Below are 23,861 nucleotides of genomic sequence, written 5' to 3'. Positions count from 1 at the left end.
AATAATAGACATATGCAACGAAAAAGGTATGCTGTTCAGCTTGTTAACATGAGTCCCTGTTTTCCCGGCAACAGTATGTCGAACTGTCTTAGTGCAGCGACAATTTTGCCCATGCATGTGAGGCGTTCATTTTTGCCTGTAGATGTTATTTGTTGTATGTTGTTAGAACGTTAGGTTGTTTTTCCAGGCGTTCCGGGTGCCCAATTAAGCTGTATAAATGGTTCGTCAATCACTTGACAAATTGTTTCGGCTATAGTAATAAGCCGTAGTTAGCTCTAGATTATAAAACGGCGAAAGCTATAAAAAATAATATTCTAAGGAGGTTTGTAATGCCAACTCTCGAACACAACGGAAGTACATTTGAAGTAGATGAAGACGGATTCCTGCTGAAAGGTGATGATTTCAACCAGGATTGGGTTGATTATGTCAAAGGCGTTGAAGGAATCAGTGAAATGACTGACGAGCATCAGAAAGTTATCGATGCCCTGCAGGAATACTACAAAAAGAACGGAATCGCACCAATGGTTCGTATTCTCTCCAAGACCACCGGTTTTCCACTGAAGAGAATTTACGAGCTGTTCCCATCAGGACCTGGCAAGGGAGCCTGTAAAATGGCTGGCCTGCCCAAGCCGACAGGCTGTGTATAATAATTAAACACACTGATACCGTACGAAAAAAAGGGAGAATGCCTGTGTGGCATTCTCCCTTTTTTCTGCTTCCGCATCTGTATCCTGCTGTCATGCCTTATCGCTAAATGTTCACCGGAAAACCTAAAAACTGTATATCCTTCGAGCTGTAAACGTTTACCTTTGTCGAGGCACATTCATTTCCGTCAGAAGATCTTCGTGGATCATTGCCAGCCTGTCCAGATACTCCCTCCCCGATATTTTCGCCCCTTTTAACCCTCCGCGAAGATTTATTTCCAGGAGACGGCATGCACCGTCCGCGGTCAGCATGAGGTCGATGTGGGCATAGGGAAATTTCCCGCGCTGCATGACTCTTCTACAGAAATCCAGCTGTTGCTCAGGAATGACATACGGTGACGCATGTCCTCCGCAGTGCAGATTCTTCCTCAGACTGTATGGATTAATCCGTTCGTAGGCCTCGAGATAGTCACCGAGAATAATCACCCGGATGTCCCTGCTTGTGCTTTGGTAAGGTTGGATGACAAAAGGAAAAGAAAAGGATCCCATGCCCGCATGGTTGTACAGTTCTTCAATGTTGTTGAAGATATGTATACCCAGGCCGCCGTTTTTTCGGTCGTGTTTGACGATGACTTTGCTGTACTGCTGCTGTCGGTAAAAAGAGGAGGCGCTGAGTAATGCGTGGGTGTCGTAAATTATTAAGGTACCCGGCAGCATGAATTCACTGAATATCCTGGCCTGGAACGTTTTTGATCTGCTTGCCAGCTGCGCCGTCGCTGATGGAATAAGGCGTATTCCCCGTTCGAGCAGGTCAAGCAGCACATGCTCTTCGCCTGGCTTCAAACGGATTCTGCCGCATATGATGTCGTTTGTTTTGAGCTGTTGGTAGCAGGAAAAGAGGGTCTGGTTATCAAGGATGAGCGCCGGGGGATCGTTCAAAAAATCATCTCCGAGAACCGCTGGTGGAATTCGGTGATGTCCTCCTCGCAGTTGCCGCAAAAGAGCTTGACATCGCCAAGAGACTGGGAGCTTTTGCTTTCAATGGTGAAACTGCCGTCGCTGTTCTGGATATAATGCGTTGTGGTGATGACGTCGTCGGTGATCTCGAAAAAACCCGATTCGTTGCCGCAGTACGGACATTTGAGTAGGTTTGCAACGGTAGGTGGATCAAATGGTATAGACGATGGTCGCTTTTGCATCTTTTTCTATAACAGTTTATTTTTCAACAGATTTTTTCACGGGCAGGGTAATTGAACTATCCTTTTCCGTAGGTTTCAGATCTTTTGCTGCTGCTTTAATTTCTCCCTCGATCGATGCACCGGGTTCGACAGTCAAACTGCCTGCCTCGATCTTCCCATGTATGGAGCAGTTCTTTCTCGCCGTCAGCATGGTGGCATGGACATTCCCCTCAAAGATTCCATAGCAGTTCAAGGAAGATGCCTGTATGTCGCCTACGACCTTGCCGGTTTCACTGAGGATGAGGTGTTCTCCGTCGATATTGCCGGTTATCGTCCCATCGATCCGTGTTTTGCCTTTGAATCGCATTTCACCTCTGATGGTCATGCTTTTATCAATAATTGATGAAATGGCTTCGCCGTCGACTTTTTTCATTTCCTGTTCTACGTTCATTGATTTTCCGAACATGGCCATGGTTATTTTTTCTCCGGCAAAGAAGACGTCTTTTTCAGGAGGCTTGCGACCTTCATGAAGTTATGTGGGTTGATTGGTTTGTCATCCAGCGCTATCTCGTAATGCAGGTGCGGGCCGGTCGATCTGCCCGTATTACCGACCAGACCTATGAGCTGACCTCTCTCTACCCTGTTGCCTTTCTGGACGAGATATTTCTGCATATGGGCATAGGAAGTCGTGTAGCCGTTGCCGTGGTCGATGACGACATAGTTGCCGTATCCGCCGTTTCGAAAGGATTTTATGACGACGCCGTCGGCAGTAGCGTAAATTTTTTCCCCTCTTTTGCCGCGAATATCCACCCCGGGATGAAAGGCCGATTTTTTATTCAGTGGGTCTTTGCGTTTGCCGAATCTGGAGGTGATACTTCCCTGCACCGGTGTACCAAGAGGCAGGCAGCGAATAGTATTGAGGTATTTGTCAGCCTTATACAGAAGTTCATCCGTTTCCGTATCGGGCTGCTCGATAAACAGGCCACCACGGTGTTTTGAATCACCGTCGTTGTTCTGCGGTATTTTGATACCGATACTGCCAATAATTTTCTCAATGAGTTCATTGCGTACATTGAGTTCTTCGATGGCAGTGGAGAGCAGCGATTCTTTTTCCTTCTTAGCCCTGGCCTGCTTCATGTTGTTCAATTCCAGCCGGGCAACTTTTATGTCGAGTTTTAGCCGTTCTTCCTCTGTCAACATGTTGCGCCTGGCCATCTGTTCACTGCTGGTGTGGAGTTTTTCCTGCAGGCGGACGAGCTGATTTGAAATAGTGCAGTTTTTGCTATAGAGAGAGAAGGAAACGATGCTGGTGACCGTGAGGACCAAAAGAGCAACGACCGATGCCGAGATGATAAGGCATATTTTTTTTCTTGAACAGGGAAGCTTAAAAACTTTTCCCTTGTTGCCGGCTATAATAATATGCAGCTGTTCATCCATTATACGAATCCAAAAGAGTTGTTAATCAGGAAAACAATAAGTATGATGTCTGCAGTCTATTGAAAGAGTTCCCCGGATACAATGAGTAAAATCTCCTCTTGTATACAAGGGTGGGATGAATTAATCAACAAGAAAAGCCTTTCCTCTGGTGTCGATTCGCCCTGAATGTACTGTATCTGCTACGTATTTTTACCATCCGCCAGGAATGTCACGGTTCGTAAAGGTCTCGTTTCCGTGTTTCATCTTCCGTTTTTTGGTCCGTTATGTCAAATCTTATTACCTGTAAATCAGTTGCCAAATCCTTCGGAGCCCAAGCTCTTTTTCAGAATATCAACCTGACGGTCAGTAATGGCGACAGGATTGGGGTTATTGGGCCGAATGGCTCGGGAAAATCAACATTATTGAAAATTATCTGTGGCTTAGAGGAGCCGGATAGCGGGCAGCTCCTGTGCCGCAAATTTGTCCGTCTCAGTTACCTGGCCCAGGAGGATCTCTTTGATGAGGAACACAGCGTCAGCCATAACCTCATGGCGGCACTGCGTGACGAAGATATCGAAGAGACGGAAAAATACTACCGGATCGATACGCTTCTCAGCCGCGCGGAATTTCCCGACGGCGACGCGCCGGTAAAGAATCTGTCCGGCGGCTGGCGCAAGAGGTTGTCGATCTGCCGGGCGATGCTTGTCGCTCCCGATGTGCTGGTCATGGATGAACCGACCAACCATCTTGATATCGAAGGCATTCTCTGGCTGGAAAAAATGCTCACCGGCAACGCCGGGCCATCCGCCTTCCTGCTGGTCAGCCATGACCGGCATTTTCTGGAAAACTGCAGCAACAGAATTGTCGAGCTGTCCGCGGTATACCCTGAAGGAACTTTTCAGGTACAGGGCTCCTACTCGGAGTTTCTCGAGAAACGTGAAGAGTTCCTCGTCGGGCAGATGGAGGAGGAAGAACGCCTGGCCAATAAAGCCCGCCGGGAAATCGAGTGGTTGCGGCGCGGCCCGAAGGCGCGGTCGACCAAGGCCAAATATCGCATTGACGAAGCCTATAAACTGACCGGCGAGCTGGCGGAGGTGAAAGCTCGAAACCGCTCGCTGTCAAATGTGCAGATTGACTTTGAAGCCACCGGCAGGAAAACCAAAAAACTGCTCGAAGCCCAGGGCATTGCCAAGGCATTCGGCGAGCGAACCCTGTTCAGCGACCTCGATATTGTTCTGTCGCCAGGCAGCAGGCTTGGCCTGCTCGGCCGAAACGGCTGCGGTAAATCGACACTGATGAAAATCCTCGCCGGGGCAGCCGATCCGTCGGGTGAAGTCCCCGACTCCGGCAGTGTCAAGGCTGCTGATAACATCCGCATCGTCTCTTTCGACCAGAACAGGGCTACTATCGATCCGACGCTTACCCTGCGTCGGGCACTGGCCCCGGAGGGCGATGCGGTCATGTACAACGGCCGGTCGCTGCATGTGGTGTCCTGGGCAAAAAAATTTCTGTTTCGTCCTGACCAGCTGGAAACACCGGTCGGGCAACTTTCCGGAGGAGAGCAGGCCCGTATCCTCATTGCCGGACTTATGCGGCAGCCGGCTGATATCCTGCTCCTCGATGAGCCGACCAATGATCTCGACATTGCCTCCCTGGATGTCCTTGAGGCAAGCCTGCTGGATTTTCCCGGGGCACTTGTCCTGGTCAGCCACGACCGGTATCTGCTTGACCGGGTCTGTCAGCGGCTGCTCGGCTTTGGCGGCAAGAGCGGGGTCATCTATTACGCGGATTACGAGCAGTGGCTGGCCGATCTGCCGGAGAGTGGGAAAGGAGAGGAAAGCGCCAAGAAAGGCAGCGTCAAAGGCGGCCAGGAGCCTGCGGAAAAAAAAAGCAGCGGTCGATTGTCCTACATGGATCAGCGCGAGTACGACCAGATCGAGGAGACCATCGCGGCTGAAGAGGAGCGGGTCGAGCTGCTGCAAAAGAAGATGGAGCTGCCGGCAATAGTCTCCAACCCGGATGAGCTGGCCCAGTGCTGGCAGGAACTGGAGGCAGCGCAGGCGAAGGTGGAGCAGTTGTACCATCGCTGGGATGAACTGGAAGGGAAAAAGAGCGGATGAGCGTCAAATGAAGATAGCTGTACTTGCCGATATTCACGGCAACCTCGAGGCATTCGAGGCGGTGCGTGGCGATCTCGAGGCCCAGGGCGCACAGCGGGGTATCTGTCTTGGCGATAATATCGGCTATGGTCCTGATCCGGAGGCGGTGATTTGCCGCATGCGGCAGCTCGGCTATCAATCCGTGCTTGGTAATCATGAATTCGCCCTTTTTGATCCGCGCGGCAGGAGATGGCTCAATTTTCAGGCCGCGGAAAACAATATCGAGACGGAAAAGCTTTTGTCCGGCGAAAGCAAGGACTATTGCCGTAGTCTGCCGACCCATCTTCTCGTCGCCAACGCACATTTCGTTCATGGCTGTCCGCCGGACTCGGTTTTTCGCTATCTGGACCGGCAGTCGGATGAAAAGATCGCTGCGCTCTTCGCCTCGGCGCAAGCCAGCCTCTTTTTTGTCGGACACACCCACCGGCTGCAGCTGGTAACCGGGCACGACGGGGTAGTGAGCCGCCGGGCTCTCGGGCGGGAAACGGTAGTGCTGCTGCCGGACAAAAAATATATCATCAACTGCGGCAGTGTCGGGCAGCCTAGAGATGGCGACAAGCGGGCCAAATATATTCTATGGGATAGTGAAAAATGGCTGTTCGAGGTTCGATTTGTCGAGTACGACAACGAGAAGACCATGCAGAAAATCAGAGATCTGGGTTTTCCGGATATCTATGCCCTGAGGCTGCGTTGACCGATGAAGCGTATTGGCAGGTATGAGGTGATCGGCCGCCTGGGGCGGGGCAGCATGAGCACCGTCTATAAGGCGAAGGCACCGATTACCGGGCGACTGGTGGCCCTGAAGATACTTCAGCCGAGAAACGAGATCTTTGTCGATCTGGTCGGGGAGGCACGGCTGAAGGAAATGTTTATCGAAGAGGCAAAAATCATGGGCAATCTGTCCCATGATCATGTTGCCAAGGTTATCGACTGCGACGAGCATGAGGGGCAGCCCTTTATCGTCCTCGAGTATTTTGCCCATTCCATCGGCGCCTTTATCGGCGAATCGTATCGGGTTGAAACCCCCTCACGAATTATTTCCGCGGCGAAAACAAAATCCTACCTGGTGCAGGCCTTGAAGGGGCTTGAACGGTTGCATTTTGCCGGGATTATTCACCGGGATATCAAGCCGTTCAACCTGATGCTGACCAGTGATGACCGGATAAAAATTATCGATTTCGGCCTGTCCCGGGTCCGGGGGGAGGAAAAAACGGCCATTCCCGGGATGCAGGTCGGCTCGCCCTACTACGCCGCACCCGAACAGGAAAAAAATCCGCAGCTGACCGACGGCCGGGCCGACCTGTTCAGCCTGGGAGTAATGGGCTACCGGATGCTGACCGGGCAACTCGTCGACCATCGACAGGGGAAGATTCTGCCTCCGAGTGGTTTGAATCCCGAACTTGGACCGGAATGGGATGCGTGCATCATGAAAAGCCTGGCGGCAAATCCAGCCCATCGCCACGCAACGGCCCTGGAGATGCGCCTGGCCGTTGAGGTCCTGCCGCTTGCGCCCCCGAAGCTGAACAGCTCCGACAAGGAAAAGAGCCGCTCTGCGCAGGACTGGCGGCCACTGTGCGGGGCAATCAGAAAGGAGCCGTGCCGGGTGATGTATAAAGATATCCGGCAACTCCTTGGCCTCGATGACCTGCTGCGGCCGCTGCACTATACCCTGCAGAATTTCACCGTTATCGGGCGGCAGGTGGCCTTGGAAACCAACAGCGGCCTCTACTGGCAGCGGCGTGGTTCAGGCTTTACCCTTGACTGGCAGCAGGCAAAAGAATATGTGTCCCATCTCAACAGCATCACCTGGCAGGGCCGCAACAGCTGGCGATTGCCCACCCTTGAAGAAGCCCGCACTATCCTCAGCCCCCCGCTGCATGGGGTGCGCTGTTCCGGCTGGCCGCTTTTTGATGACACGGTGCACTGGCTGTGGACCAGCGATCACTGCACCAAAAAACAAGCCTGGATGGTCGATGTGGTGGAGAGCTTTTTCGACCGGCTTGACCGGGACGGCGTGGCCTCGGTCTGTGCAGTCAGCTCCGCTCCTTGAAAAATGCGCCGATCTTGCCCAGGGTATAGGCGACATCCTCGCGGCTGATGTCGAGGTGGGTGACCAGTCTGGTTGTTTTGCCGGGGCTGATGAGAATATTGTTTTCTGCCAGGAATTCGGCCAGTTTTTTGGCGATTTCCGCCTCCGTGGTAAAAAAGACCATATTGGTCTGGGCGGGGTCTCTTTCCACCGCCAGCTGGTCAAACTGGGCCAGTCCTTGTGTGAGGATTTCGGCATGTGCATGGTCATCCGCCAGTCGGTCTATGTTATTTTCCAGGGCGTAGATCCCGGCGGCAGCAAGGATCCCCGCCTGTCGCATGCCGCCGCCGACCATTTTCCGCCATTTCCGCGCTTCTTCGATAAAGGGGGCTGCGCCGCAGAGCATTGAGCCGACCGGCGCCCCTAATCCTTTGGACAGACAGAGCGAGACGGAATCGAAATGTCGGGTGATATCCTGGACCGGGACGTTCTGCTTGACAACCGCATTAAAAAGCCTGGCCCCGTCGAGATGTAGGCGGAGGTTTTTCTCGTTGGCGAAAACCGCCGTCTGTTGCAGATATTCGAGGGGCAGCGTCTTGCCGTTTCTGGTGTTTTCCAGACAGAGAAGACGCGTTCTGGCGAAATGGATGTCGTCTGGCTTGATCTTTTCTTCGATCTTGGCGTGCGACAGCGTCGAGTCGGGTTCAAATTCAATGGGCTGCGGCTGGATGGAGCCGAGAACAGCGGCGCCGCCGCCTTCATATCGATAGGTATGGGCCAGCTGGCCGACGATATATTCGTCTCCCCGTCCACAGTGGGACATGAGACCGATCAGGTTGGCCTGGGTGCCGCTGGTGGTAAAAATGGCTGCCTCAAAGCCGAGCCGCTCGGCGACGTAATTTTCCAGCCTGAGGACCGTCGGGTCATCCCGGTAGACATCATCGCCCACCTCGGCTATGGCCATGGCCCGGCGCATTGCTTCGGAGGGTTGGGTAACGGTATCGCTGCGCAAGTCGATTTTTTTCATCATTTCTCTTCCCGGTTGTACACTGTATAAAAAAAGTATACATACCTTAGCAGTGCATTCCTTGTTTTTGGCAAGGAATGCACTGTAGGTAGGTATAATCCCGCAAACGTGTATGTACAATAGACGGAGTGAGAAAGCGATGGGAAAAAAAAAGAGGCTCAGCGAATCGCAACAGCAGATTCTGGCCGAGGCTGAATTTGCCTTCAACCACCTGAGCGAAGATGATGTGGCAACATTTACCGACCCGGAAATGGCTGTGTCCGATGTCGATGATGACAGGCTGGTGGAATTTCTTCAGCTGACCAATCTCTTATATCGGGCGGGCGAGCCGCTGGTCTCCGATGAGCAGTACGACTTCATCTTTCTCGAAGAATTGCGACGAAGGCTTCCCGACCATCCGTTTTTGCACACCGTCGAACCGGAACCGCTGCTCGAGACAAAAACCGTTGAGCTGCCGGTGCGCATGCTTTCCACCGAAAAAGCCTATGAAATTGCCGCAATCGAGAGGTGGGCCAAACGGATAGCCAAGGCGGCGGAGGACTGCGGCATCGATTTTTCCTCGCTGGTTTTTCGCGCCACGCCAAAACTCGATGGTTTTGCCGCCTACGACGACGGGCAGATGCTGTATACCCGGGGGGACGGGCGGCGCGGTACGGATATCAGCCGGGTTTTTGACCGTGGTCTACAGGTGGCGGGTGACGGCCGACGCGGGCTCGGGGCGGGGGAGATTGTCGTCAGCCGCAGCTACTTCCGCGAACATCTGGCCGACCTGTTTGATAACTCGAGGAATTTCCAGGCCAGTTTGATCAAGGAAAAGGAGCTGCAAGCCCCGGCGGCAGAGGCCATCAGCTCGAAAAATGCGGTGTTTTATCCGTTTAGCCAGCTGCCGAGCTGGCAGGGATCCTGGCAGGATCTCTGGACCGGTTTTGACCGCATCATCGACGAATTGTGGCAAAAAACCGATTACGATGTCGATGGCATCGTCATTGAGATTGAAGATGACCGGATCAAGGAGTATATGGGGGCCACCCGGCATCACCATCGCTGGCAGATAGCCTTTAAAAGAAATACCGAAACCGCCGAGGTGGAGGTGCTCCGGGTTGTGGCCCAGACCTCGCGGTCAGGCCGGGTGAATCCGGTCGTCGAAGTGGAGCCGACCAGATTGAGTGGGGCACTGATACGACGGGCAACGGCGCACCACTATAATATGGTGCGGCAAAATGGTGTTGGTCCGGGGGCAATAATCAGATTGTCGCGCAGCGGCGAGGTCATTCCGAAGATAGAGGAGGTGCTGGTCCCGGTCGATCCCCAGCTGCCGGAGAGTTGTCCGAGCTGCGGGTCCAGGCTTATCTGGGAAAATGACTTTCTGCTCTGCGTCAACAATATGAACTGTCCGGCGCAGATCACCCGGTCCGTGGAACATTTTTTTAAGGTTCTCGGCAATAATGACGGCTTTGGACCATCCTCGATCCAGAAGATCTATGCTGGAGGGATTACCACGATTCCCGGCATCTACAGCCTGGGGGAAGAGGACTTCGTCAACCTGGGCTTTGGGCCGAAGCAGGCGGAAAACATGGTTAGTCAGCTGCAGAGGAGTCTGGTCGAACCGATTGAGGACTGGCGTTTTCTCGCCGCCTTCGGCATCTACCGGATGGGCATGGGCAACTGTGAGAAGCTGCTCAGCGTGTATCCTCTGGAGCAGGTCTTTGCCCTGCGTCGCGAGGAGATTGTCGTCATCAAAGGGTTCAGCGAAAAAATTGCCGAAGCCATGCTGTCCGGGCTGGCTGCATCGGCCGAGCTCTTTTGGGCGATGTACGGCATGGGCTTTAATCTGATCAGGACACCGCTTGTCGCCGATGAACAGGCCGTCGGCGAAGGGTCATTGGCCGGCAAGCTGATCGTCTTTACCGGCGCCATGCAGCAGGGCAGGCGGGAGGACATGAAAAAACAGGCGAAACTTCTCGGCGCCCGGGTCGGCGATGCAATTACCGGCAAAACCGACCTGCTCGTCTGCGGGAAAAAGGTCGGGCCGGCCAAGCTGAAGAAAGCAGAGACTCTGGGCGTGCAGCGTTTGTCGGAGGCGGACTACCTGGCGCTGATTAAATAAAGGCGACGCGGGTATTGCGCGCGTCGCCTGATGATCATTGCCAGCGAGAAAACAAGAAAACGGTCAGACTATTTCGGCGGTTGGAGAAGATTCCCGGCCTTGGCAATGTTTTCATGGGGAACCTCATCGATAAAAATAAGAACAGCCTCGGGCGGCTTGTTGGCCTCCTTGCAGATCACCTCGGTGACACCCTTGCTGATCTTTTGTTTTTGTTCCCTGGTGAGGGTTCCGGCAAGCCGAATATTTACATAGGGCATGATACCTCCTTAAAGTATAATGTCTGTGTTATGGATGGAATGAAAAGGCGCTCGTAATCTGCGTCGATCATCAATGTACCCATTTTTTTGTCGGAAAAAAAGACCTTAACTTCATTGTAATGAGGGACATATGCATATTCTAGTGACCGGAGGCGCCGGCTACATCGGCAGTCACACCTGTCTTGAGCTGCTCAACGGCGGTTACCAGGTGACGGTGGTGGATAATCTGTCCAACTCCAGCCGTGAGTCGTTGAACCGGGTCGAGGAGCTGACCGGGAAAAAAATAGCCTTTTTCGAGGTGGACCTTCTTGATCAGGCCGGGCTGCAGGAGGTTTTTTCCTGTGCCGCCGAAAAATTTGACGCAGTAATCCATTTTGCCGGTAAAAAGGCGGTCGGGGAGTCGGTGGAAAAACCGCTGCTCTACTACCATAATAATATTACCGGCACCCTTGTCCTCTGTGAGGTGATGGCTGCCAACGGGGTAAAAAATATTATTTTCAGTTCCTCGGCCACGGTATACGGCGATCCGGCAACCGTACCGATAACCGAGGATTTCCCGCTTTCCTGCACCAATCCCTACGGGCGAACCAAGCTGATGGTTGAAGAAATTCTGCGGGATATGCACACCGCCGACACCGACTGGAACGTCTGTCTGCTGCGTTATTTCAACCCGGTCGGCGCCCATGAAAGCGGCCGAATAGGTGAGGATCCAGGTGGGATCCCGAATAATCTGGTGCCGTATATCACCCAGGTGGCCGTCGGTAAACTTGCACAACTCTCCGTCTTTGGCGATGACTACCCGACTCCCGACGGCACCGGCGTGCGGGATTATATCCATGTGGTCGACCTGGCGGCGGGGCATGTCAAGGCCCTTGACCGCTTGTCCCAGCGACCGGGCGTGGTGGTCTATAACCTTGGTACCGGCAAAGGCTACAGCGTGCTGGAGATGATCCGTAATTTTGCCGAGGTAAGTGGACGGGCGATTCCCTATCAGGTCGTTGGCCGCAGGTCCGGGGATATCGCCGTCTGCTATGCCGATCCCGGCAAGGCCTTTCGTGAACTCGGTTGGCGGGCCCGGCATGGCTTGCGCGAAATGTGTGAAGATTCCTGGCGCTGGCAGGTCAATAATCCCCAGGGTTTCTGACCAACACCGCAGGACATCATGCATCCGATCATTTGCGCGGGTGCATGCCTGCTGGTTTTTTTTCTGCCGCCTGTCGGCATCCTCCCCCCTCACCCCCCGTTTGTTTCTCCCGAAGTTGCCTCATGTCGGTATGTTGTGCGACAATGTGGCGTTCATGTGCCGTTGCCCAGTCATCAAGAAAAATAAATGTGCATTTTATGCTAGTCGTTTCGCTAATATGCCGTATATGTTGTGTTGATCGGTAAAAATAGCCTTGCGTTGGCCTGTTCTGAATGGTATTTTCTCGAAAAATCAAGGTGGAGGCACTGTTTGCACAATGCGACTAACGAAAAATGTAACGATGATTTTTGGCTGCGGCAACGTCATCATGGGCGATGACGGCTATGGTCCGGCCGTAGTAGACGAACTGAACAGTCGCTATGCACTCCCTGAAGGGCTGGAGGCCATAGATGTCGGCACCTGCGTGCGTGAATATTTATTTGATTATCTGCTGAGCGAAGAAGGTCGGCCGAAAAAAATAATCATCCTGGATGCGGTTGATTTCCCGGATCGCTCACCCGGTGAAGTCTTTCAGATTCTGCCGATCGAGATTCCCGCCAAAAAAATCCATGATTTTTCTCTTCATCAGTTTCCTACGGTAAATTTACTGCAGGAGCTTGAGCAGAACACCGGCATAGAAATTCTCATCCTTGCGGCTCAAATAGAATACATCCCTGAAGAGATTGCCCCGGGCCTTTCGCCCGCCATGTCCAAAGCTGTTACAGAAGCGTGTGAAAAAATAGCACAAATTCTTTCTCTTACTGTCAAATGAGGTGACCTTTTATGATGTATGAATTTAAAGTCAGCGAACTTGCAGAAGAATTTGGCGTTCATCGAAATACCATAAGGAACTGGATCAATGCCGGCAGTCTTCCAGCCAAGGAAGGTCCAGGCCGCAAGTACCTCATGAAATTTCATGATTACCAGAAACTCTGCGAAAAGTTCGGCCGTGAGCCGCATGTCCGTCCGGCGAACAATGTCAGCCCGAAGGCTCTCGGAGCCCTGGAAGAAACCGACCGGGAGCCGCTGCTGCTCACGGGGCGGAAAAGTGGCATCGCCATCGAACCGTCCTGGGGTGATGCCTGTCTTACCTGCGGTACCTGTGCCAGTGCCTGTCCCATTGCCGGGGTCGATGGCCTCGATCCGCGCAAGATTGTGCGGATGGCGGTGCTTGGCATGGATGAGGAGCTGGTTGCCTCGAGCTGGCCATGGAAATGCACCATGTGCGGCAAGTGCGAGGAGTCCTGTCCGGCGAATATTGAAATCGTCGCCCTGATGCGTAAAATCAGGGGAACGAGAAAACGAGCAGAGGTGCCGGGGCCAATCCATAAAGGTGTCACCATGTGCCTTGAGCGTGGCAATAACCTGGGTATCCCCAAGGATGACTTTCTCTTTCTCTGTGAGGATCTTGGCGAGGAACTGGCCGAAGAGTGCTGTCCCGGTTTTAAGACGCCCATTGATGTCCATGGAGCGCGGCTGCTGGTGACGGTCAATTCGAAAGAGCCCTTTGCCGAGCCGGACGATATGAAATGGTGGTGGAAAATCTTTTACGCCGCCGGGGAATCCTGGACCATCTCTTCGGAAAACTGGGAGGGAGTGAACTGGGGACTCTTTTCCGGGGACGATGAAGCGATGAAAACGGTGGTCGGCCGTATCGTCGACAACATGCGCAGGCTGAACTGTCAGGTCCTCCTTCTTCCCGAGTGAGGCCACGCCTACTTCGCAACCCGGTCCGGGTTGAACAGATGGTATCCGGAAGCCCTCAAGGAATTCAAGATTGTCACTGTTTTTGATTTACTGCTGCACTATATAGAAGAAGGCAAAATAGAGCTTGATAAGTCGAAACATGCCATACCTACCACCTATCACGACCCGTGCAACTACGGTCGTAAGTCCCTGAAAGCATTCGGTAAGGCGTATTTCGAGGAAGGGCGGTCAGTGACGAAAGCCTGCTGCGACGATGTGCGTGAGCTGACTCCCAACCGCAATGGCGCCTATTGCTGTGGTGCCGGTGGCGGGGCATGGGCCATGCCGTATTCCGATGAGCGGGTGTTTTACGGCCGCATCAAGGCCCGGCAGATTTCCGAATCCGGTGCCAAGCTGGTCGTTGCTCCATGCCATAACTGCCGTGATCAGATCATGAAATCCCTCAACAAGGAATATGATCTCGGGGTCGAGGTGAAGTACATCTGGGAGCTTGTTGCCGACGCCTTGATTATGCCGGAGAAGGCTAAAAAATAATAAATGGAGAGGAGACAGCTGTCATGCTGTACACAAAAAAAATTGGCTCGGTAATGATTGTCGGAGGCGGCGTCACGGGGATGCAGGCGGCCTTGGATCTCGCCGATTCCGGATATTACGTCTATTTGATAGAAAAGACCGGCGCCATCGGTGGGGCCATGGCGCAACTGGACAAAACCTTCCCGACCAATGACTGCTCGATGTGAATTATCGCGCCAAAGCTGGTTGAGTGCGGTCGGCACTTGAATATTACATTGATGACCCTCAGTGAAGTTACCAGAATCGATGGTACGGCTGGGAATTTTACCGTAACCGTGAAGGAATCTCCGCGGTACGTCGACATGGAGAAATGCATTGCCTGCGGGGCGTGCACCGAGAAGTGTCCGAAAAAGGTCGATAGCGAGTACGATGCGGCCACCGGCAAACGCAAGGCGATTTATGTGAAATACGCCCAGGCGGTGCCGCTCAAGTATCAGATCGACCCCGCTGCCTGTATTCGTCTGCAAAAGCCCGGGGCCTGCGGTTTTTGTGAGAAGGTCTGCGATGCCGGGGCAATTAATTTCCATGACACGGAAAAGATGCACCAGCTCAATGTCGGCGCGGTGATCCTGGCGCCGGGATTTGAGGCCTACGATCCAACCGATGCCGGTGTCTGGGGGTACGGCGTCTACCCCAATGTCATCACCTCCCTGCAGCTCGAGAGATACCTCTCCGCCTCCGGGCCGACCGAAGGACATCTGATTCGTCCTTCCGACGGCAAGCCGGTGAATAAGATTGCCTTTCTGCAATGTATCGGCTCACGGGACGAAAACCTGTGCAATAACGGCTACTGTTCCTCGGTCTGTTGCATGTATGCCATCAAGGAAGCGGTCATTGCCAAGGACCATGCGCCGGGACTGCAGACGTCGATCTTTTATATGGATATGCGCACCCATGGCAAGGAATTTGATCTGTATATGGAGCGGGCCAAGGAAGATTCCGGCGTACGCTTTGTCCGTTGCCGCGTCAATGGCGTGGAGCCCGATGGTTCGGGCGGCGACCTGCGCCTCAGTTATGTCAACGAGGACGGTCGCCAGCTCGAAGAGTTCTATGACATGGTCGTGCTGTCGGTTGGTCTGCAGACGCCGAAGCATGTCCTCGAGCTTGCCCACACCGCGGATATCAAGCTGACGGCGGACAATTTTGCCGCCACCTCCGACTTTGCCCCGGTGCAGACCTCACGGGAAGGCATCTTCACCTGCGGCGCCATTGCCGGACCGAAGGATATTCCTCAGTCGGTCGTTGAAGGATCCGCTGCCGCCGCTGCCGTGGCCGACCTGCTCTCGCCGGCCAGGTTTGAGCTGACCAGGGAGCCGACTTTTCCCAAAGAAAGAGACGTCTCCCAGGAAGAGCCGCGTATCGGTATCTTTGTCTGCCATTGCGGCTCGAATATCGCCGGGGTCGTCGATGTCAAGGCAGTGGACGAATATGCCGCCACTCTGCCGGATGTCGTCTATGTCGAACGCAACCTGTTCTCCTGTTCTCAGGATACCCAGGAGATGATTGTCAAGCGTATTCAGGAACAGAAACTGAACAGGATTGTCGTCGCCGCCTGTACGCCCCGTACCCATGAGCCGTTGTTCCGTGAAACCCTGAAGGCCGCCGGCCTCAATGAATATCTCGTGGAAATGGCCAACATCAGAAATCACAATTCCTGGGTGCACACCGATAACCCGAAAGCGGCCACCGCCAAGGCGAAGGATTTGGTGCGCATGGCCGCGGCCAAGGTGACGTATGGTGATTCCCTCAAACCGATTTCCGTGCCGATCACCCAGAAGGCGCTGGTCATCGGCGGCGGGGTCGCCGGCATGACCGCCGGCCTGAATCTCGCCGAGCAGGGTTTTGAGGTGCATCTGGTTGAACGGACGGACATCCTCGGCGGCAATGCCCTCAATCTGAAGCATAGCTGGGCCGGGGAACATGTGCCGACCCAGGTGGCCAAGCTGGTCGACAAACTGGTGTACAACGACAAAATCATCATTCACAAAGCGTCTACGGTAACCGGAGTGGAGGGCTTTGTCGGGAATTTCCGCTCGACAATCACCGGCAAGGATGGCCAGACCAAGGTTATTGAGCACGGGGCGGGAATTGTCGCCACCGGCGGAGATGCCTCTATTCCCCACGAGTACAACTATAATTCCATAACCGGGGTCGTCACTTCGGTGCAGTTCGACAAGCTTTTTGAATTGAAGGAGGCCCATGTGCGCAGGGCCAGGCGGTTCGTCTTCATTCAATGTGTCGGCTCCAGGGAAGAGGGCAGTATGTATTGCTCAAAGGTCTGCTGCACCCATTCCGTACAGTCGGCCATTGCCCTGAAAAAAGAGAACCCGGCGCGCAATGTGTATATCCTCTACCGGGATATGCGCACCTATGCCCAGCGCGAGGCCCTCTATAAGCAGGCAAGAAAGCTCGGCGTCATCTTTATTAACTATGAGCTGCACGGCAAACCGAAGGTTACCGAAAATGGACCGGTCATCGACGTCGAGGTCTGGGATCATGTGCTGCATCGCCCCTTAAAGATCGAGGCGGACATGGTCATCTTGGCCGTCGCCATTCGGCCTAAGGCCGATGCCGCGGAGCTTGGTAAACTCTACAAGGTTCCAGTCGATGGACAGGGCTTTTTCCAGGAGGCGCACGCCAAACTGCGGCCGGTTGATTTTTCCACCGACGGGATGTTTGTTGCAGGACTGGCCCACTACCCGAAGCCGATCGAGGAATCAGTCGCCCAGGCCCTGGCCGCCGCGGCCAGAGCTGCCACCCTGCTGTCGAAGAGTCATGTCTATCTCGATGCGGTGAAAGCGGCCGTCGATGAGCGGTATTGCGATGGCTGCGCCCTCTGTGTCGATGTCTGCCCCTATCATGCCATTACCCTGGTTGATAAACCGGCCAAAGACGGCCAGGCCGCCGGCAAGGTGATTGCGGTGAACAAGGCGCAGTGCAAAGGCTGCGGTCTGTGCCAGGGCACCTGCCCCAAACGTGGCGTCTATGTCTCCGGATTTACCATGAAGCAGATCAGCGCGCAGATTCAGGCGGCGCTGGCCGTCTGAGTTTTATCTTGATTACATCGAAGGCTTCTCCGGCCGTGCGGCACCGTTCTCCTTGTGTGGTCCGGAGGAGTTCTTCGAAATGAACTTTACAGTGAGAAGGAGTAAAACACATGAGCTTTGAGCCTAAAATTGTTGCATTCTGCTGCAACTGGTGCTCCTACGCCGCAGCTGATCTGGCGGGTACCGCGAGGATGCAGTATCCACATAACGTGCGGATAATTCGAGTAATGTGCTCGGGGATGGTTCATCCTGAATTTATCATGGATGCCCTGTCGCAGGGGGCGGACGGGGTGATGGTCCTCGGCTGACACCTCGGTGAATGTCATTACCTGGATGGTAATTATAAAGCGATGACCCGTTCCGACATGGTGGTTGAACTGTTGGAAGATTTTGGTTACGAGGCAGAACGGTTCAACTTGACCTGGGTTTCCTCGGCGGAGCCGGATAAGTTCGTTGCGGCGGTGACACAGATGACCGCACGCATCAAAAAATTAGGTCCGGTAAACGGTCAGGATGCCTCGGTGGCATAAAGGGAGGGAGATATGGCTGTAACTACTGCTATGGAGTGGTTGGGATCCTGTTCGGGGTGTGAGATTGCCCTCCTGAACATCGGCGAAGATCTCGTGCCGATTATCACCGAGGCCCTGGACATTGTCCATTGCCCCGTACTGATGGATCATAAGTATTTTGGTCAGTGCGGCGAAGGGCTGACCCTGACGATACCCGAGGCCGTTGTCGGCATTGTCACCGGCGGGGTAAGCAATCACGAACACCTGGAAGTACTCGAAGAGATGCGGGCCAAATGCAAGGTGTTGATTGCCCTTGGTACCTGCGCGACGCACGGCGGCATTCCCGCCCTGATGAACGGCCAGGATCGGGCAGAGAGCTGGGAGGGGATTTTTCACACCGAGACGACTGATCCGGGGGCGAAGATACCCACCGTTGAGGTGCCGGCGCCGCTCGATCGGGTCTATGCCTGTGACGAGAAGGTGAAGATAGATATGCAGCTGCCCGGTTGTCCGCCCAATCCGGCACTGATCGCCGAGGTGATCCTGTCGCTGGTCGAGGGCAGGGCCCCGGTGCTTCCGGGCAAAAGTGTCTGTGATACCTGCCCGACCAGGCGCGAAGGGAAGGGCGATGTCAGCCAGGTGAAGCGTTTTATCACGAATGCCGACTTTGTGCCCGGGGCGCCGATCGAGGAGATGCGCTGTCTGCTCGAGCAGGGTTATTTGTGCATGGGGCCGGTGACGGCAGCCGGCTGTGCCAAGCGTGGCGCACCGGCCTGCATCAGTGCCAGGGTGCCCTGTCGGGGATGTTTTGGCCCGGTGCGTAAGGACGGCAATCAACTGCTTGATATGATGAATGCCCTGGCGAGTAACGGAATTGACTATAAATCAGTTGTTGACCGCCGGTCGATACTGCGATTTTCAGGAGCCCACGGACAACTTCGACCGGTGAAAAAACGGGTCGTGGAGGAGGATTAAGATGGGAAAGGTAATAAATATTGCGCCGGTTACCCGCATTGAGGGGCACGCCAAGATCGCCATCCATTTGGGCGATGACGGCAATGTGCAGGACGCGTTCCTGCACATCCAGTCCCTGCGCGGGTTTGAAAAATTTATTGAGGGCAGAGCGGCGGAAGAGGTGCCCCGTATTGTCAATCGTATCTGCGGCATCTGTCCGTGGATGCATCATCTTGCCTCTAACAAGGCGGTTGACGGCGCCTTCGGCGTAACGCCGACGGAAACCGGCCACAAGCTGCGGGAAATGTGTCAGGTCATGGCGCATATCAACGACAAGATCCTGCACTTTTTCTTTCTTGCCGCCCCCGATTTCGTCCTTGGACCGGACGCGGATTACTCGGTGCGTAATGTCATCGGCGTGGTGAAAGCGGCGCCGGAGCTTGCCGGCAAGGTGGTCAAAATGCGCCAGCTGGGTCAGATGATGCTCGACAAGTTTGCCGGCAAGGCCATTCATCCGATTGCCGGCGTGGTCGGCGGCTTTGCCAAACCGATGATGGAGGAGGAGCGCAAAGAGTTGCTCGAAGGCACCAGGACGCTGCTTGATTTCGCCCTCTATGCCCTTGATTACGCCATTGACAATGTGTTCAGTAAATACATGGACGTCATCAGCGATCTCGGCGTGATCAAGACTGGTTTTCTCGGCACCGTTGACCGTGAGGACGGCGCACTGCGCCTCTATGACGGCAAGCAGCGGCTGATGAAGGCTGACGGCAGTTATGTCGACTTTGAAGGGGCGGCATACACCGATTTTATCGGCGAACATGTCGAGCCCTGGGGCTATTCGAAAATGCCCTATGCCAAATCCTGGAACGAGGGCTTCGACATGAGTCTTACCGCACCGAAGGGAATTTACCGGGCAAACACCCTGGCGCGCATCAATGTCTGCGACAAGATCTCTACGCCGAGGGCGCAGGCGGCACTTGAAGCCTTCCGGAGTACCTTTGGCCGTCCGGCGCAGCAGACCCTGCTGTATCATTATGCCCGGCTGATTGAAATGGTCTATGCCTGTGAGCGGACCATTGAACTGCTTGAATGGGAAGGCATCACCAATCCAAATGTACGTGCCCATGTCGAGCCGAAGGCCGGTCGTGGGATAGGTATTGTCGAGGCTCCCCGGGGTACCCTGATCCATGATTACACCACCGACGACAACGGCTGCATTACCAAGGCCAATCTCATTGTCGGCACGACCCATAACATCGCACCGATGAATATGAGCGTCAAGCAGGCGGCGACAACCCTCATTAAAGACGGCATATACGACGAAGGGTTGCTCAATCAGGTGGAGATGGCGGTTCGCGCCTACGACCCCTGAATGTCCTGTGCAACGCACCGCCTGGATGGCGGCATACCGGTATCGGTAAGTATTGTGGATGCCAAGGGAAAAGAGCTTGACAGGATAGTCAGCTGATCGGTCTTCCGGGTCACCCGCCGCTGTCCTGGCGGTGGGTGACAGGCGGTTGACGGCCGCCGATGAAAAGATATTCTGTGTGGTCTTTATTGTTTTTTTTGGTCGATAATGTAGTATAGACAACGTACTTATTTGTGTTCCCCACCGGGAATAAAGATAATTGTGCAGGAGGTTACCATGCCACACACACATAGAGTGCAGGTACGGGCGGAAAATCCCAGTGGTGCATGCGGCAAACTGGATCACATGACGATTGACGAGTTGAAAGCGCGGGCTGTCGGCGATGATTTTGACGGTACGTGTCCGGCATGTGGAAAATTTCACTTGACTCGAGCGGAGATCGAAAAACTGGAAAGCGAAAAAGTTGTTGACTCCGCGAGCTATAAAACAATGAAAAGCGAGGCGGAAGCCTCGGAATAATTGTGCCGTTGTTTTATTGTGCCGTTGTCCTTTTTGGGAAAAAGACAGGTCTTTTTTCCAAAATTTTATCAGGGTGTTCAGGTGAAAGTTCTCCTTATTTCACCTGGGGTGAGAGGTCTACCGAATGAAAGCCGGGAAAGAAACGAACAATCTTCATCTCCAGGAAGCACTGCTTGAAGAAATACACCATCTGGTCGACCGGCCCATGCGGCTGATGGTGGCCTGCGGTACACAGAACAGGGCCATTCTCAAATACGGTCTTCGCCAACTGCTGCCGGAAGAAATTGATCTCGTCGCCGGCCCCGGCTGCAGCGTCTGTGTCATGCCGGCCGGGCATATCGATGCCTTTGTCAAGGTCGGTATGCAGCCGAACGTCATCACCGCCGCCTGTGAAGACCTGCTGCGTGTTCCGGGCAGCCACGAATCTCTTGGTTCCATTTGGAAAAAGGGCGCCAGGGTGGAAATAATATCTTCACCCATGGATGCCCTTGATATTGCCCGGCGGGAACCTGATTTTACTGTGGTCTATCCGGCGGTCGGTTTTGAGGCCACTGCACCGAGTGTCGCCGAAACAATACTCGAGGCGGCACGTCTGGGCATAGAAAACTTCTGCGTTATTCCCTCGATCAGGTTATTGCCTCCGACGATCGATGTGCTGATGATGGACCCGGACCTGAACATCCGCGGCCTGCTCTGTTCCGATCATATCAATACCATTTCCGATACCGAGGCCTATACCGAACTGGCGAAAAGACATAATCTCTCCTGTTATATTGCCGGCTTTGAGCCGGTCGAGATCCTCGAGGGCATCCTCAGTCTGGTGAAACAGATACGCCGGGGCGAGTCGGTTTTTGATGATACCTCCGCCTTTATCTATTCTTCCGATGACAATAAAAAGGCCAGGAAAATGGTGTCGGAGGTGTTCTTCGCCGTCGATACCGACTGGCGTGGCCTCGGCACCATAGAGCAGAGCGGATTTGTCATTCGTGATGAGCTGTCCCTGTTCGATGCCACCAAGAGATTCAACGTCAGGTTTAAGGAAGGTCAGGAATCGTGCATGTGTCAGTGCAATGCGATCATTTCCGGTCGCGGCCTTCCGCCGGACTGTCCTGCCTTCGGCATGGTCTGTACCCCGCAGTCGCCTATCGGTCCGTGCATGATCTCCGATGAGGGTATCTGTTCTTCCTATTTCAAATACAATGTGCAAGGCAGTCGGGTTGTTGCCTAGGAGGCTGTCACAACACGCAATCTTATCCTGCCTGCGGGTGGAACTGCAATACCTTCCCCGTGGCAATTGCTGCGCTGTGTACTTTTCGGTTTTCGCTGAGTAGCAATTACCGGGGAAAGAGCAGGGCTGAGAGGCCAACGAAGAAAAGCAGCAGGCCACCGATGTCAAATAAATTGCCAAGACTGCATGGATTGCGCCGACGACAGAGCTCTCTGTCGGCAGGAGGAGTGGTTGCCTCGGTGGGGAGCTGCGGTGGTTTTGGATGGTTGAGTATTTCGCCTGCACCAAAGGCTATGCAGGCAAAAGACAAATAGACCAGACCGGTATAGAGGTGTGCGGGCGGATGCAGAAGCCAAACACCAGCAAGACCGACAATGCCCAGCGCGCCTATTGCCCATGCAGCAAGATAAAGCGGCGGTAAACGGTAGCCTGCAGCAGCCATAAGGAAACCCTCCTTCAGCAATATTTTTTTCTTTTCTTTCATTTAAGCAGCTTTCGTTAAAAGTCCAAAATTAAATACCTGTTTAATGTTTCTGTCGCTCGGCTGAAGACGGCGCTGGAGAGATCAGTAATAACAATGGCTGGTGGTGTTCCGATAGGAAATAACTATTGGACTATCTGTTGAAATTTCGGCATGATGCGAATGTTTTTTGTAATATGATTTTCTCTATTGCTTATCAATCATATGTGAAGAGTTGTCGATGGACGAGAAAAAGAACCTCCAGGAGAGGCTGCTGTGGGTGGACCGCATTGGCCGCTGGATAATCAGCCTGATTTTCCTCGCTGCCGGCCTGCCTAAGCTCTTTGATGTCCGTGGTTTTGCCGAGATAATTGATGCCTACGCTCTTCTCCCGGACATGCTTTTATTACCAGCCGCGGTGGTGTTGCCTGTGGTGGAGGTAGGTCTCGCCGTGGGGTTACTGTTTAACAGCCTGAAAAGCAAGGTCGGGGTGGCACTGCTGCTGCTCTTTTTCATTGTTCTCTTAGCGTATTCAATCGGCCAGGGACTGGATATCGATTGTGGCTGTTTTGGCCCGGAGGATCCGGAGCATACCGCTTTTCAGGGTCTTCGAGCCGCTCTCGTCCGGGATATTGTTATGTTCGTCCCTCTCCTTTACTCATTCTGGTACCACCGGTACCGTCATTGTACTTTTTCACATTGAGGGAAAGGAGTACCAGCCTCCTGGAGGTACCCCCCCCCAGCTTATTAACCATGTATAGGGATTGAAAACCATGAAGAAAATTGCACTCGCAGCAGTAATGATGGTATTTGCGGTGGTATTTGCCGCCTCCAGTGCCTTTGCTTTCGGCACTGGCAAATTTAAAGACGAAGTGGAAAAGGAAATCGAAGCGGTGAATCTGGTCCGTGATGTTGCCGAGGGTGGGTATAATGTTATTACCACCACTGAACTGAATGAGCTTATGAAAACCGGGGAAGATATATTGATTATCGATACCATGCCCTATGAAGACAGTTACAAAAAAGGGCATATACCAACCGCAAAACAGTTTCTTTTTCCAATTCCCGACATGGTGGAATGGGACAGTCAACAGACCGACGGCAAAAGCCAGCAAGAATACCTGCAACTGCTAGGTCCGGATACAGCAAAAAAGATCGTTGTCTACTGCGGTTTTGTCAAATGCACTCGGAGCCATAATGGTGCACTCTGGGCGAAAAAACTTGGTTATACAAACGTTTATAGATATCCGGGCGGGATCTTTGCCTGGAAGGGTGCGGACTTTGACATGGAAAAGGTAAAATAACCGGTAAAAAGTTTCAGCGAAAGCAGTAACTCCTGGAAAAGGGCGCGGCGATCAGTATAGATTGCCGCGCCCTTTTGGCATTTCTCTTCATTTAAATAGTGGTCCTGGGCAGGAATGGGTGTGAAAGAGTATATCTGCTCGCGTCGGCATTGTTGTTTTTCTGCCGATGAAGCCTTATATTTGACAAT

General features: G+C 53.5%; 23 protein-coding genes. 16 read left to right on the top strand and 7 right to left on the bottom strand.

Translation table 11 applies throughout. The features are described from left to right. The first annotated feature begins 329 nt into the window (after positions 1 to 329). Positions 330 to 647 carry a TusE/DsrC/DsvC family sulfur relay protein gene (locus ACYQ8U_RS05195; protein ID WP_459944456.1) on the top strand — a complete coding sequence of 106 codons (318 nt, stop codon included), beginning with the start codon at positions 330 to 332 and terminating at the stop codon, positions 645 to 647. Between the two features lie 156 nt (positions 648 to 803). Here ACYQ8U_RS05195 and ACYQ8U_RS05190 read toward each other — a convergent pair whose 3' ends face one another. The 4 genes from ACYQ8U_RS05190 to ACYQ8U_RS05175 are packed head-to-tail and all read right to left on the bottom strand — an operon-like array spanning position 804 to position 3,259. After that, the gene (locus ACYQ8U_RS05190) at positions 804 to 1,583 is read right to left on the bottom strand and encodes an ATP-grasp domain-containing protein (RefSeq protein WP_459944455.1); all 780 of its coding nucleotides are present in this window, start codon (positions 1,581 to 1,583) and stop codon (positions 804 to 806) included. Beyond that, the gene (locus ACYQ8U_RS05185) at positions 1,580 to 1,843 is read right to left on the bottom strand and encodes a hypothetical protein (RefSeq protein ID WP_459944454.1); all 264 of its coding nucleotides are present in this window, start codon (positions 1,841 to 1,843) and stop codon (positions 1,580 to 1,582) included. The genes ACYQ8U_RS05190 and ACYQ8U_RS05185 overlap by 4 nt, the downstream gene beginning before the upstream one ends. Positions 1,844 to 1,859: 16 nt before the next feature. Then, complete coding sequence (locus tag ACYQ8U_RS05180) at positions 1,860 to 2,273, bottom strand: bactofilin family protein (protein ID WP_459944453.1); 414 nt, start codon at positions 2,271 to 2,273, stop codon at positions 1,860 to 1,862. Between the two features lie 23 nt (positions 2,274 to 2,296). Then, positions 2,297 to 3,259: a peptidoglycan DD-metalloendopeptidase family protein gene (locus ACYQ8U_RS05175; RefSeq protein WP_459944452.1), complete on the bottom strand. Its 963-nt coding sequence runs from the start codon at positions 3,257 to 3,259 to the stop codon at positions 2,297 to 2,299. A 263-nt stretch (positions 3,260 to 3,522) separates the two neighbouring features. Between ACYQ8U_RS05175 and ACYQ8U_RS05170 the strand changes: the two genes are divergently transcribed. The 3 genes from ACYQ8U_RS05170 to ACYQ8U_RS05160 are packed head-to-tail and all read left to right on the top strand — an operon-like array spanning position 3,523 to position 7,447. Beyond that, positions 3,523 to 5,358 (top strand): ABC-F family ATP-binding cassette domain-containing protein, encoded by a 1,836-nt coding sequence (locus ACYQ8U_RS05170; protein ID WP_459944451.1) that lies wholly within the window; start codon positions 3,523 to 3,525, stop codon positions 5,356 to 5,358. Between the two features lie 7 nt (positions 5,359 to 5,365). Further along, positions 5,366 to 6,091, top strand: coding sequence for a metallophosphoesterase family protein (locus tag ACYQ8U_RS05165; RefSeq protein WP_459944450.1), 726 nt, complete (start codon positions 5,366 to 5,368; stop codon positions 6,089 to 6,091). Between the two features lie 3 nt (positions 6,092 to 6,094). Then, the gene (locus tag ACYQ8U_RS05160) at positions 6,095 to 7,447 is read left to right on the top strand and encodes a protein kinase domain-containing protein (protein ID WP_459944449.1); all 1,353 of its coding nucleotides are present in this window, start codon (positions 6,095 to 6,097) and stop codon (positions 7,445 to 7,447) included. Here the strand turns inward: ACYQ8U_RS05160 and ltaE are convergent. Beyond that, entirely contained in the window at positions 7,431 to 8,453 is a 1,023-nt protein-coding gene (gene ltaE / locus ACYQ8U_RS05155; protein WP_459944595.1) for a low-specificity L-threonine aldolase, read from the bottom strand. The genes ACYQ8U_RS05160 and ltaE overlap by 17 nt on opposite strands. Positions 8,454 to 8,592: 139 nt before the next feature. On the opposite strand from ltaE, the gene ACYQ8U_RS05150 reads away from it, so the two are divergent. Continuing rightward, positions 8,593 to 10,560 carry a helix-hairpin-helix domain-containing protein gene (locus ACYQ8U_RS05150; protein ID WP_459944448.1) on the top strand — a complete coding sequence of 656 codons (1,968 nt, stop codon included), beginning with the start codon at positions 8,593 to 8,595 and terminating at the stop codon, positions 10,558 to 10,560. 68 nt (positions 10,561 to 10,628) lie between these two features. Here the strand turns inward: ACYQ8U_RS05150 and ACYQ8U_RS05145 are convergent, their stop codons facing one another. Further along, a complete protein-coding gene (locus ACYQ8U_RS05145) occupies positions 10,629 to 10,817 on the bottom strand; it encodes a tautomerase family protein (RefSeq protein ID WP_459944447.1) in 189 nt (62 codons plus the stop codon). Positions 10,818 to 10,947: 130 nt separating this feature from the next. On the opposite strand from ACYQ8U_RS05145, the gene galE reads away from it, so the two are divergent. The 9 genes from galE (at position 10,948) to hypD (ending at position 21,909) form a co-directional block, all read left to right on the top strand. After that, entirely contained in the window at positions 10,948 to 11,961 is a 1,014-nt protein-coding gene (galE, locus tag ACYQ8U_RS05140) for a UDP-glucose 4-epimerase GalE (RefSeq protein ID WP_459944446.1), read from the top strand. Between the two features lie 316 nt (positions 11,962 to 12,277). Further along, the gene (locus ACYQ8U_RS05135; RefSeq protein ID WP_459944445.1) at positions 12,278 to 12,772 is read left to right on the top strand and encodes a hydrogenase maturation protease; all 495 of its coding nucleotides are present in this window, start codon (positions 12,278 to 12,280) and stop codon (positions 12,770 to 12,772) included. A 14-nt stretch (positions 12,773 to 12,786) separates the two neighbouring features. Then, positions 12,787 to 14,241: a 4Fe-4S dicluster domain-containing protein gene (locus ACYQ8U_RS05130; RefSeq protein ID WP_459944594.1), complete on the top strand. Its 1,455-nt coding sequence runs from the start codon at positions 12,787 to 12,789 to the stop codon at positions 14,239 to 14,241. A 23-nt stretch (positions 14,242 to 14,264) separates the two neighbouring features. After that, positions 14,265 to 17,327, top strand: a complete 3,063-nt coding sequence (locus ACYQ8U_RS05125; RefSeq protein WP_459944444.1) for an FAD-dependent oxidoreductase — start codon at positions 14,265 to 14,267, stop codon at positions 17,325 to 17,327. A gap of 110 nt (positions 17,328 to 17,437) precedes the next feature. After that, positions 17,438 to 17,857 carry a hydrogenase iron-sulfur subunit gene (locus ACYQ8U_RS05120; protein ID WP_459944443.1) on the top strand — a complete coding sequence of 140 codons (420 nt, stop codon included), beginning with the start codon at positions 17,438 to 17,440 and terminating at the stop codon, positions 17,855 to 17,857. A 12-nt stretch (positions 17,858 to 17,869) separates the two neighbouring features. Beyond that, positions 17,870 to 18,811, top strand: a complete 942-nt coding sequence (locus tag ACYQ8U_RS05115) for an NADH-quinone oxidoreductase subunit B family protein (protein ID WP_459944442.1) — start codon at positions 17,870 to 17,872, stop codon at positions 18,809 to 18,811. A gap of 1 nt (position 18,812) precedes the next feature. Continuing rightward, on the top strand, positions 18,813 to 20,165 hold the full coding sequence (locus tag ACYQ8U_RS05110; RefSeq protein ID WP_459944441.1) for a Ni/Fe hydrogenase subunit alpha: 1,353 nt from the start codon (positions 18,813 to 18,815) through the stop codon (positions 20,163 to 20,165). Positions 20,166 to 20,438: 273 nt separating this feature from the next. Then, a complete protein-coding gene (locus ACYQ8U_RS05105; protein WP_459944440.1) occupies positions 20,439 to 20,681 on the top strand; it encodes a hypothetical protein in 243 nt (80 codons plus the stop codon). A 124-nt stretch (positions 20,682 to 20,805) separates the two neighbouring features. After that, positions 20,806 to 21,909: a hydrogenase formation protein HypD gene (hypD, locus tag ACYQ8U_RS05100; RefSeq protein ID WP_459944439.1), complete on the top strand. Its 1,104-nt coding sequence runs from the start codon at positions 20,806 to 20,808 to the stop codon at positions 21,907 to 21,909. Between the two features lie 106 nt (positions 21,910 to 22,015). Here the strand turns inward: hypD and ACYQ8U_RS05095 are convergent, their stop codons facing one another. Then, positions 22,016 to 22,393, bottom strand: coding sequence for a hypothetical protein (locus ACYQ8U_RS05095; RefSeq protein WP_459944438.1), 378 nt, complete (start codon positions 22,391 to 22,393; stop codon positions 22,016 to 22,018). A gap of 217 nt (positions 22,394 to 22,610) precedes the next feature. Between ACYQ8U_RS05095 and ACYQ8U_RS05090 the strand changes: the two genes are divergently transcribed. Both ACYQ8U_RS05090 and ACYQ8U_RS05085 read left to right on the top strand, forming a co-directional pair. After that, positions 22,611 to 23,072, top strand: a complete 462-nt coding sequence (locus ACYQ8U_RS05090) for a MauE/DoxX family redox-associated membrane protein (protein ID WP_459944437.1) — start codon at positions 22,611 to 22,613, stop codon at positions 23,070 to 23,072. A 70-nt stretch (positions 23,073 to 23,142) separates the two neighbouring features. Further along, positions 23,143 to 23,673 carry a rhodanese-like domain-containing protein gene (locus ACYQ8U_RS05085; protein ID WP_459944436.1) on the top strand — a complete coding sequence of 177 codons (531 nt, stop codon included), beginning with the start codon at positions 23,143 to 23,145 and terminating at the stop codon, positions 23,671 to 23,673. The last annotated feature ends 188 nt before the right edge of the window (positions 23,674 to 23,861 follow it).

Source organism: Desulfocastanea catecholica (assembly GCF_054657295.1).
The sequence above is the reverse complement of the archived record's forward strand: the minus strand, read 5'-3'. Positions and strand labels throughout refer to the sequence as shown.

Excerpts from the sequence above, each read along its gene's own strand:
- ACYQ8U_RS05195 (WP_459944456.1), top strand. The coding sequence starts at position 330 with ATGCCAACTCTCGAACACAACGGAAGTACATTTGAAGTAGATGAAGAC.
- ACYQ8U_RS05185 (WP_459944454.1), bottom strand. The coding sequence starts at position 1,843 with ATGCAAAAGCGACCATCGTCTATACCATTTGATCCACCTACCGTTGCA.
- ACYQ8U_RS05180 (WP_459944453.1), bottom strand. The coding sequence starts at position 2,273 with ATGAACGTAGAACAGGAAATGAAAAAAGTCGACGGCGAAGCCATTTCA.
- ACYQ8U_RS05175 (WP_459944452.1), bottom strand. The coding sequence starts at position 3,259 with ATGGATGAACAGCTGCATATTATTATAGCCGGCAACAAGGGAAAAGTT.
- ACYQ8U_RS05170 (WP_459944451.1), top strand. The coding sequence starts at position 3,523 with ATGTCAAATCTTATTACCTGTAAATCAGTTGCCAAATCCTTCGGAGCC.
- ACYQ8U_RS05165 (WP_459944450.1), top strand. The coding sequence starts at position 5,366 with ATGAAGATAGCTGTACTTGCCGATATTCACGGCAACCTCGAGGCATTC.
- ACYQ8U_RS05160 (WP_459944449.1), top strand. The coding sequence starts at position 6,095 with ATGAAGCGTATTGGCAGGTATGAGGTGATCGGCCGCCTGGGGCGGGGC.
- ltaE (WP_459944595.1), bottom strand. The coding sequence starts at position 8,453 with ATGAAAAAAATCGACTTGCGCAGCGATACCGTTACCCAACCCTCCGAA.
- ACYQ8U_RS05150 (WP_459944448.1), top strand. The coding sequence starts at position 8,593 with ATGGGAAAAAAAAAGAGGCTCAGCGAATCGCAACAGCAGATTCTGGCC.
- ACYQ8U_RS05145 (WP_459944447.1), bottom strand. The coding sequence starts at position 10,817 with ATGCCCTATGTAAATATTCGGCTTGCCGGAACCCTCACCAGGGAACAA.
- galE (WP_459944446.1), top strand. The coding sequence starts at position 10,948 with ATGCATATTCTAGTGACCGGAGGCGCCGGCTACATCGGCAGTCACACC.
- ACYQ8U_RS05135 (WP_459944445.1), top strand. The coding sequence starts at position 12,278 with ATGCGACTAACGAAAAATGTAACGATGATTTTTGGCTGCGGCAACGTC.
- ACYQ8U_RS05115 (WP_459944442.1), top strand. The coding sequence starts at position 17,870 with ATGGCTGTAACTACTGCTATGGAGTGGTTGGGATCCTGTTCGGGGTGT.
- ACYQ8U_RS05110 (WP_459944441.1), top strand. The coding sequence starts at position 18,813 with ATGGGAAAGGTAATAAATATTGCGCCGGTTACCCGCATTGAGGGGCAC.
- ACYQ8U_RS05105 (WP_459944440.1), top strand. The coding sequence starts at position 20,439 with ATGCCACACACACATAGAGTGCAGGTACGGGCGGAAAATCCCAGTGGT.
- hypD (WP_459944439.1), top strand. The coding sequence starts at position 20,806 with ATGAAAGCCGGGAAAGAAACGAACAATCTTCATCTCCAGGAAGCACTG.
- ACYQ8U_RS05095 (WP_459944438.1), bottom strand. The coding sequence starts at position 22,393 with ATGAAAGAAAAGAAAAAAATATTGCTGAAGGAGGGTTTCCTTATGGCT.
- ACYQ8U_RS05090 (WP_459944437.1), top strand. The coding sequence starts at position 22,611 with ATGGACGAGAAAAAGAACCTCCAGGAGAGGCTGCTGTGGGTGGACCGC.
- ACYQ8U_RS05085 (WP_459944436.1), top strand. The coding sequence starts at position 23,143 with ATGAAGAAAATTGCACTCGCAGCAGTAATGATGGTATTTGCGGTGGTA.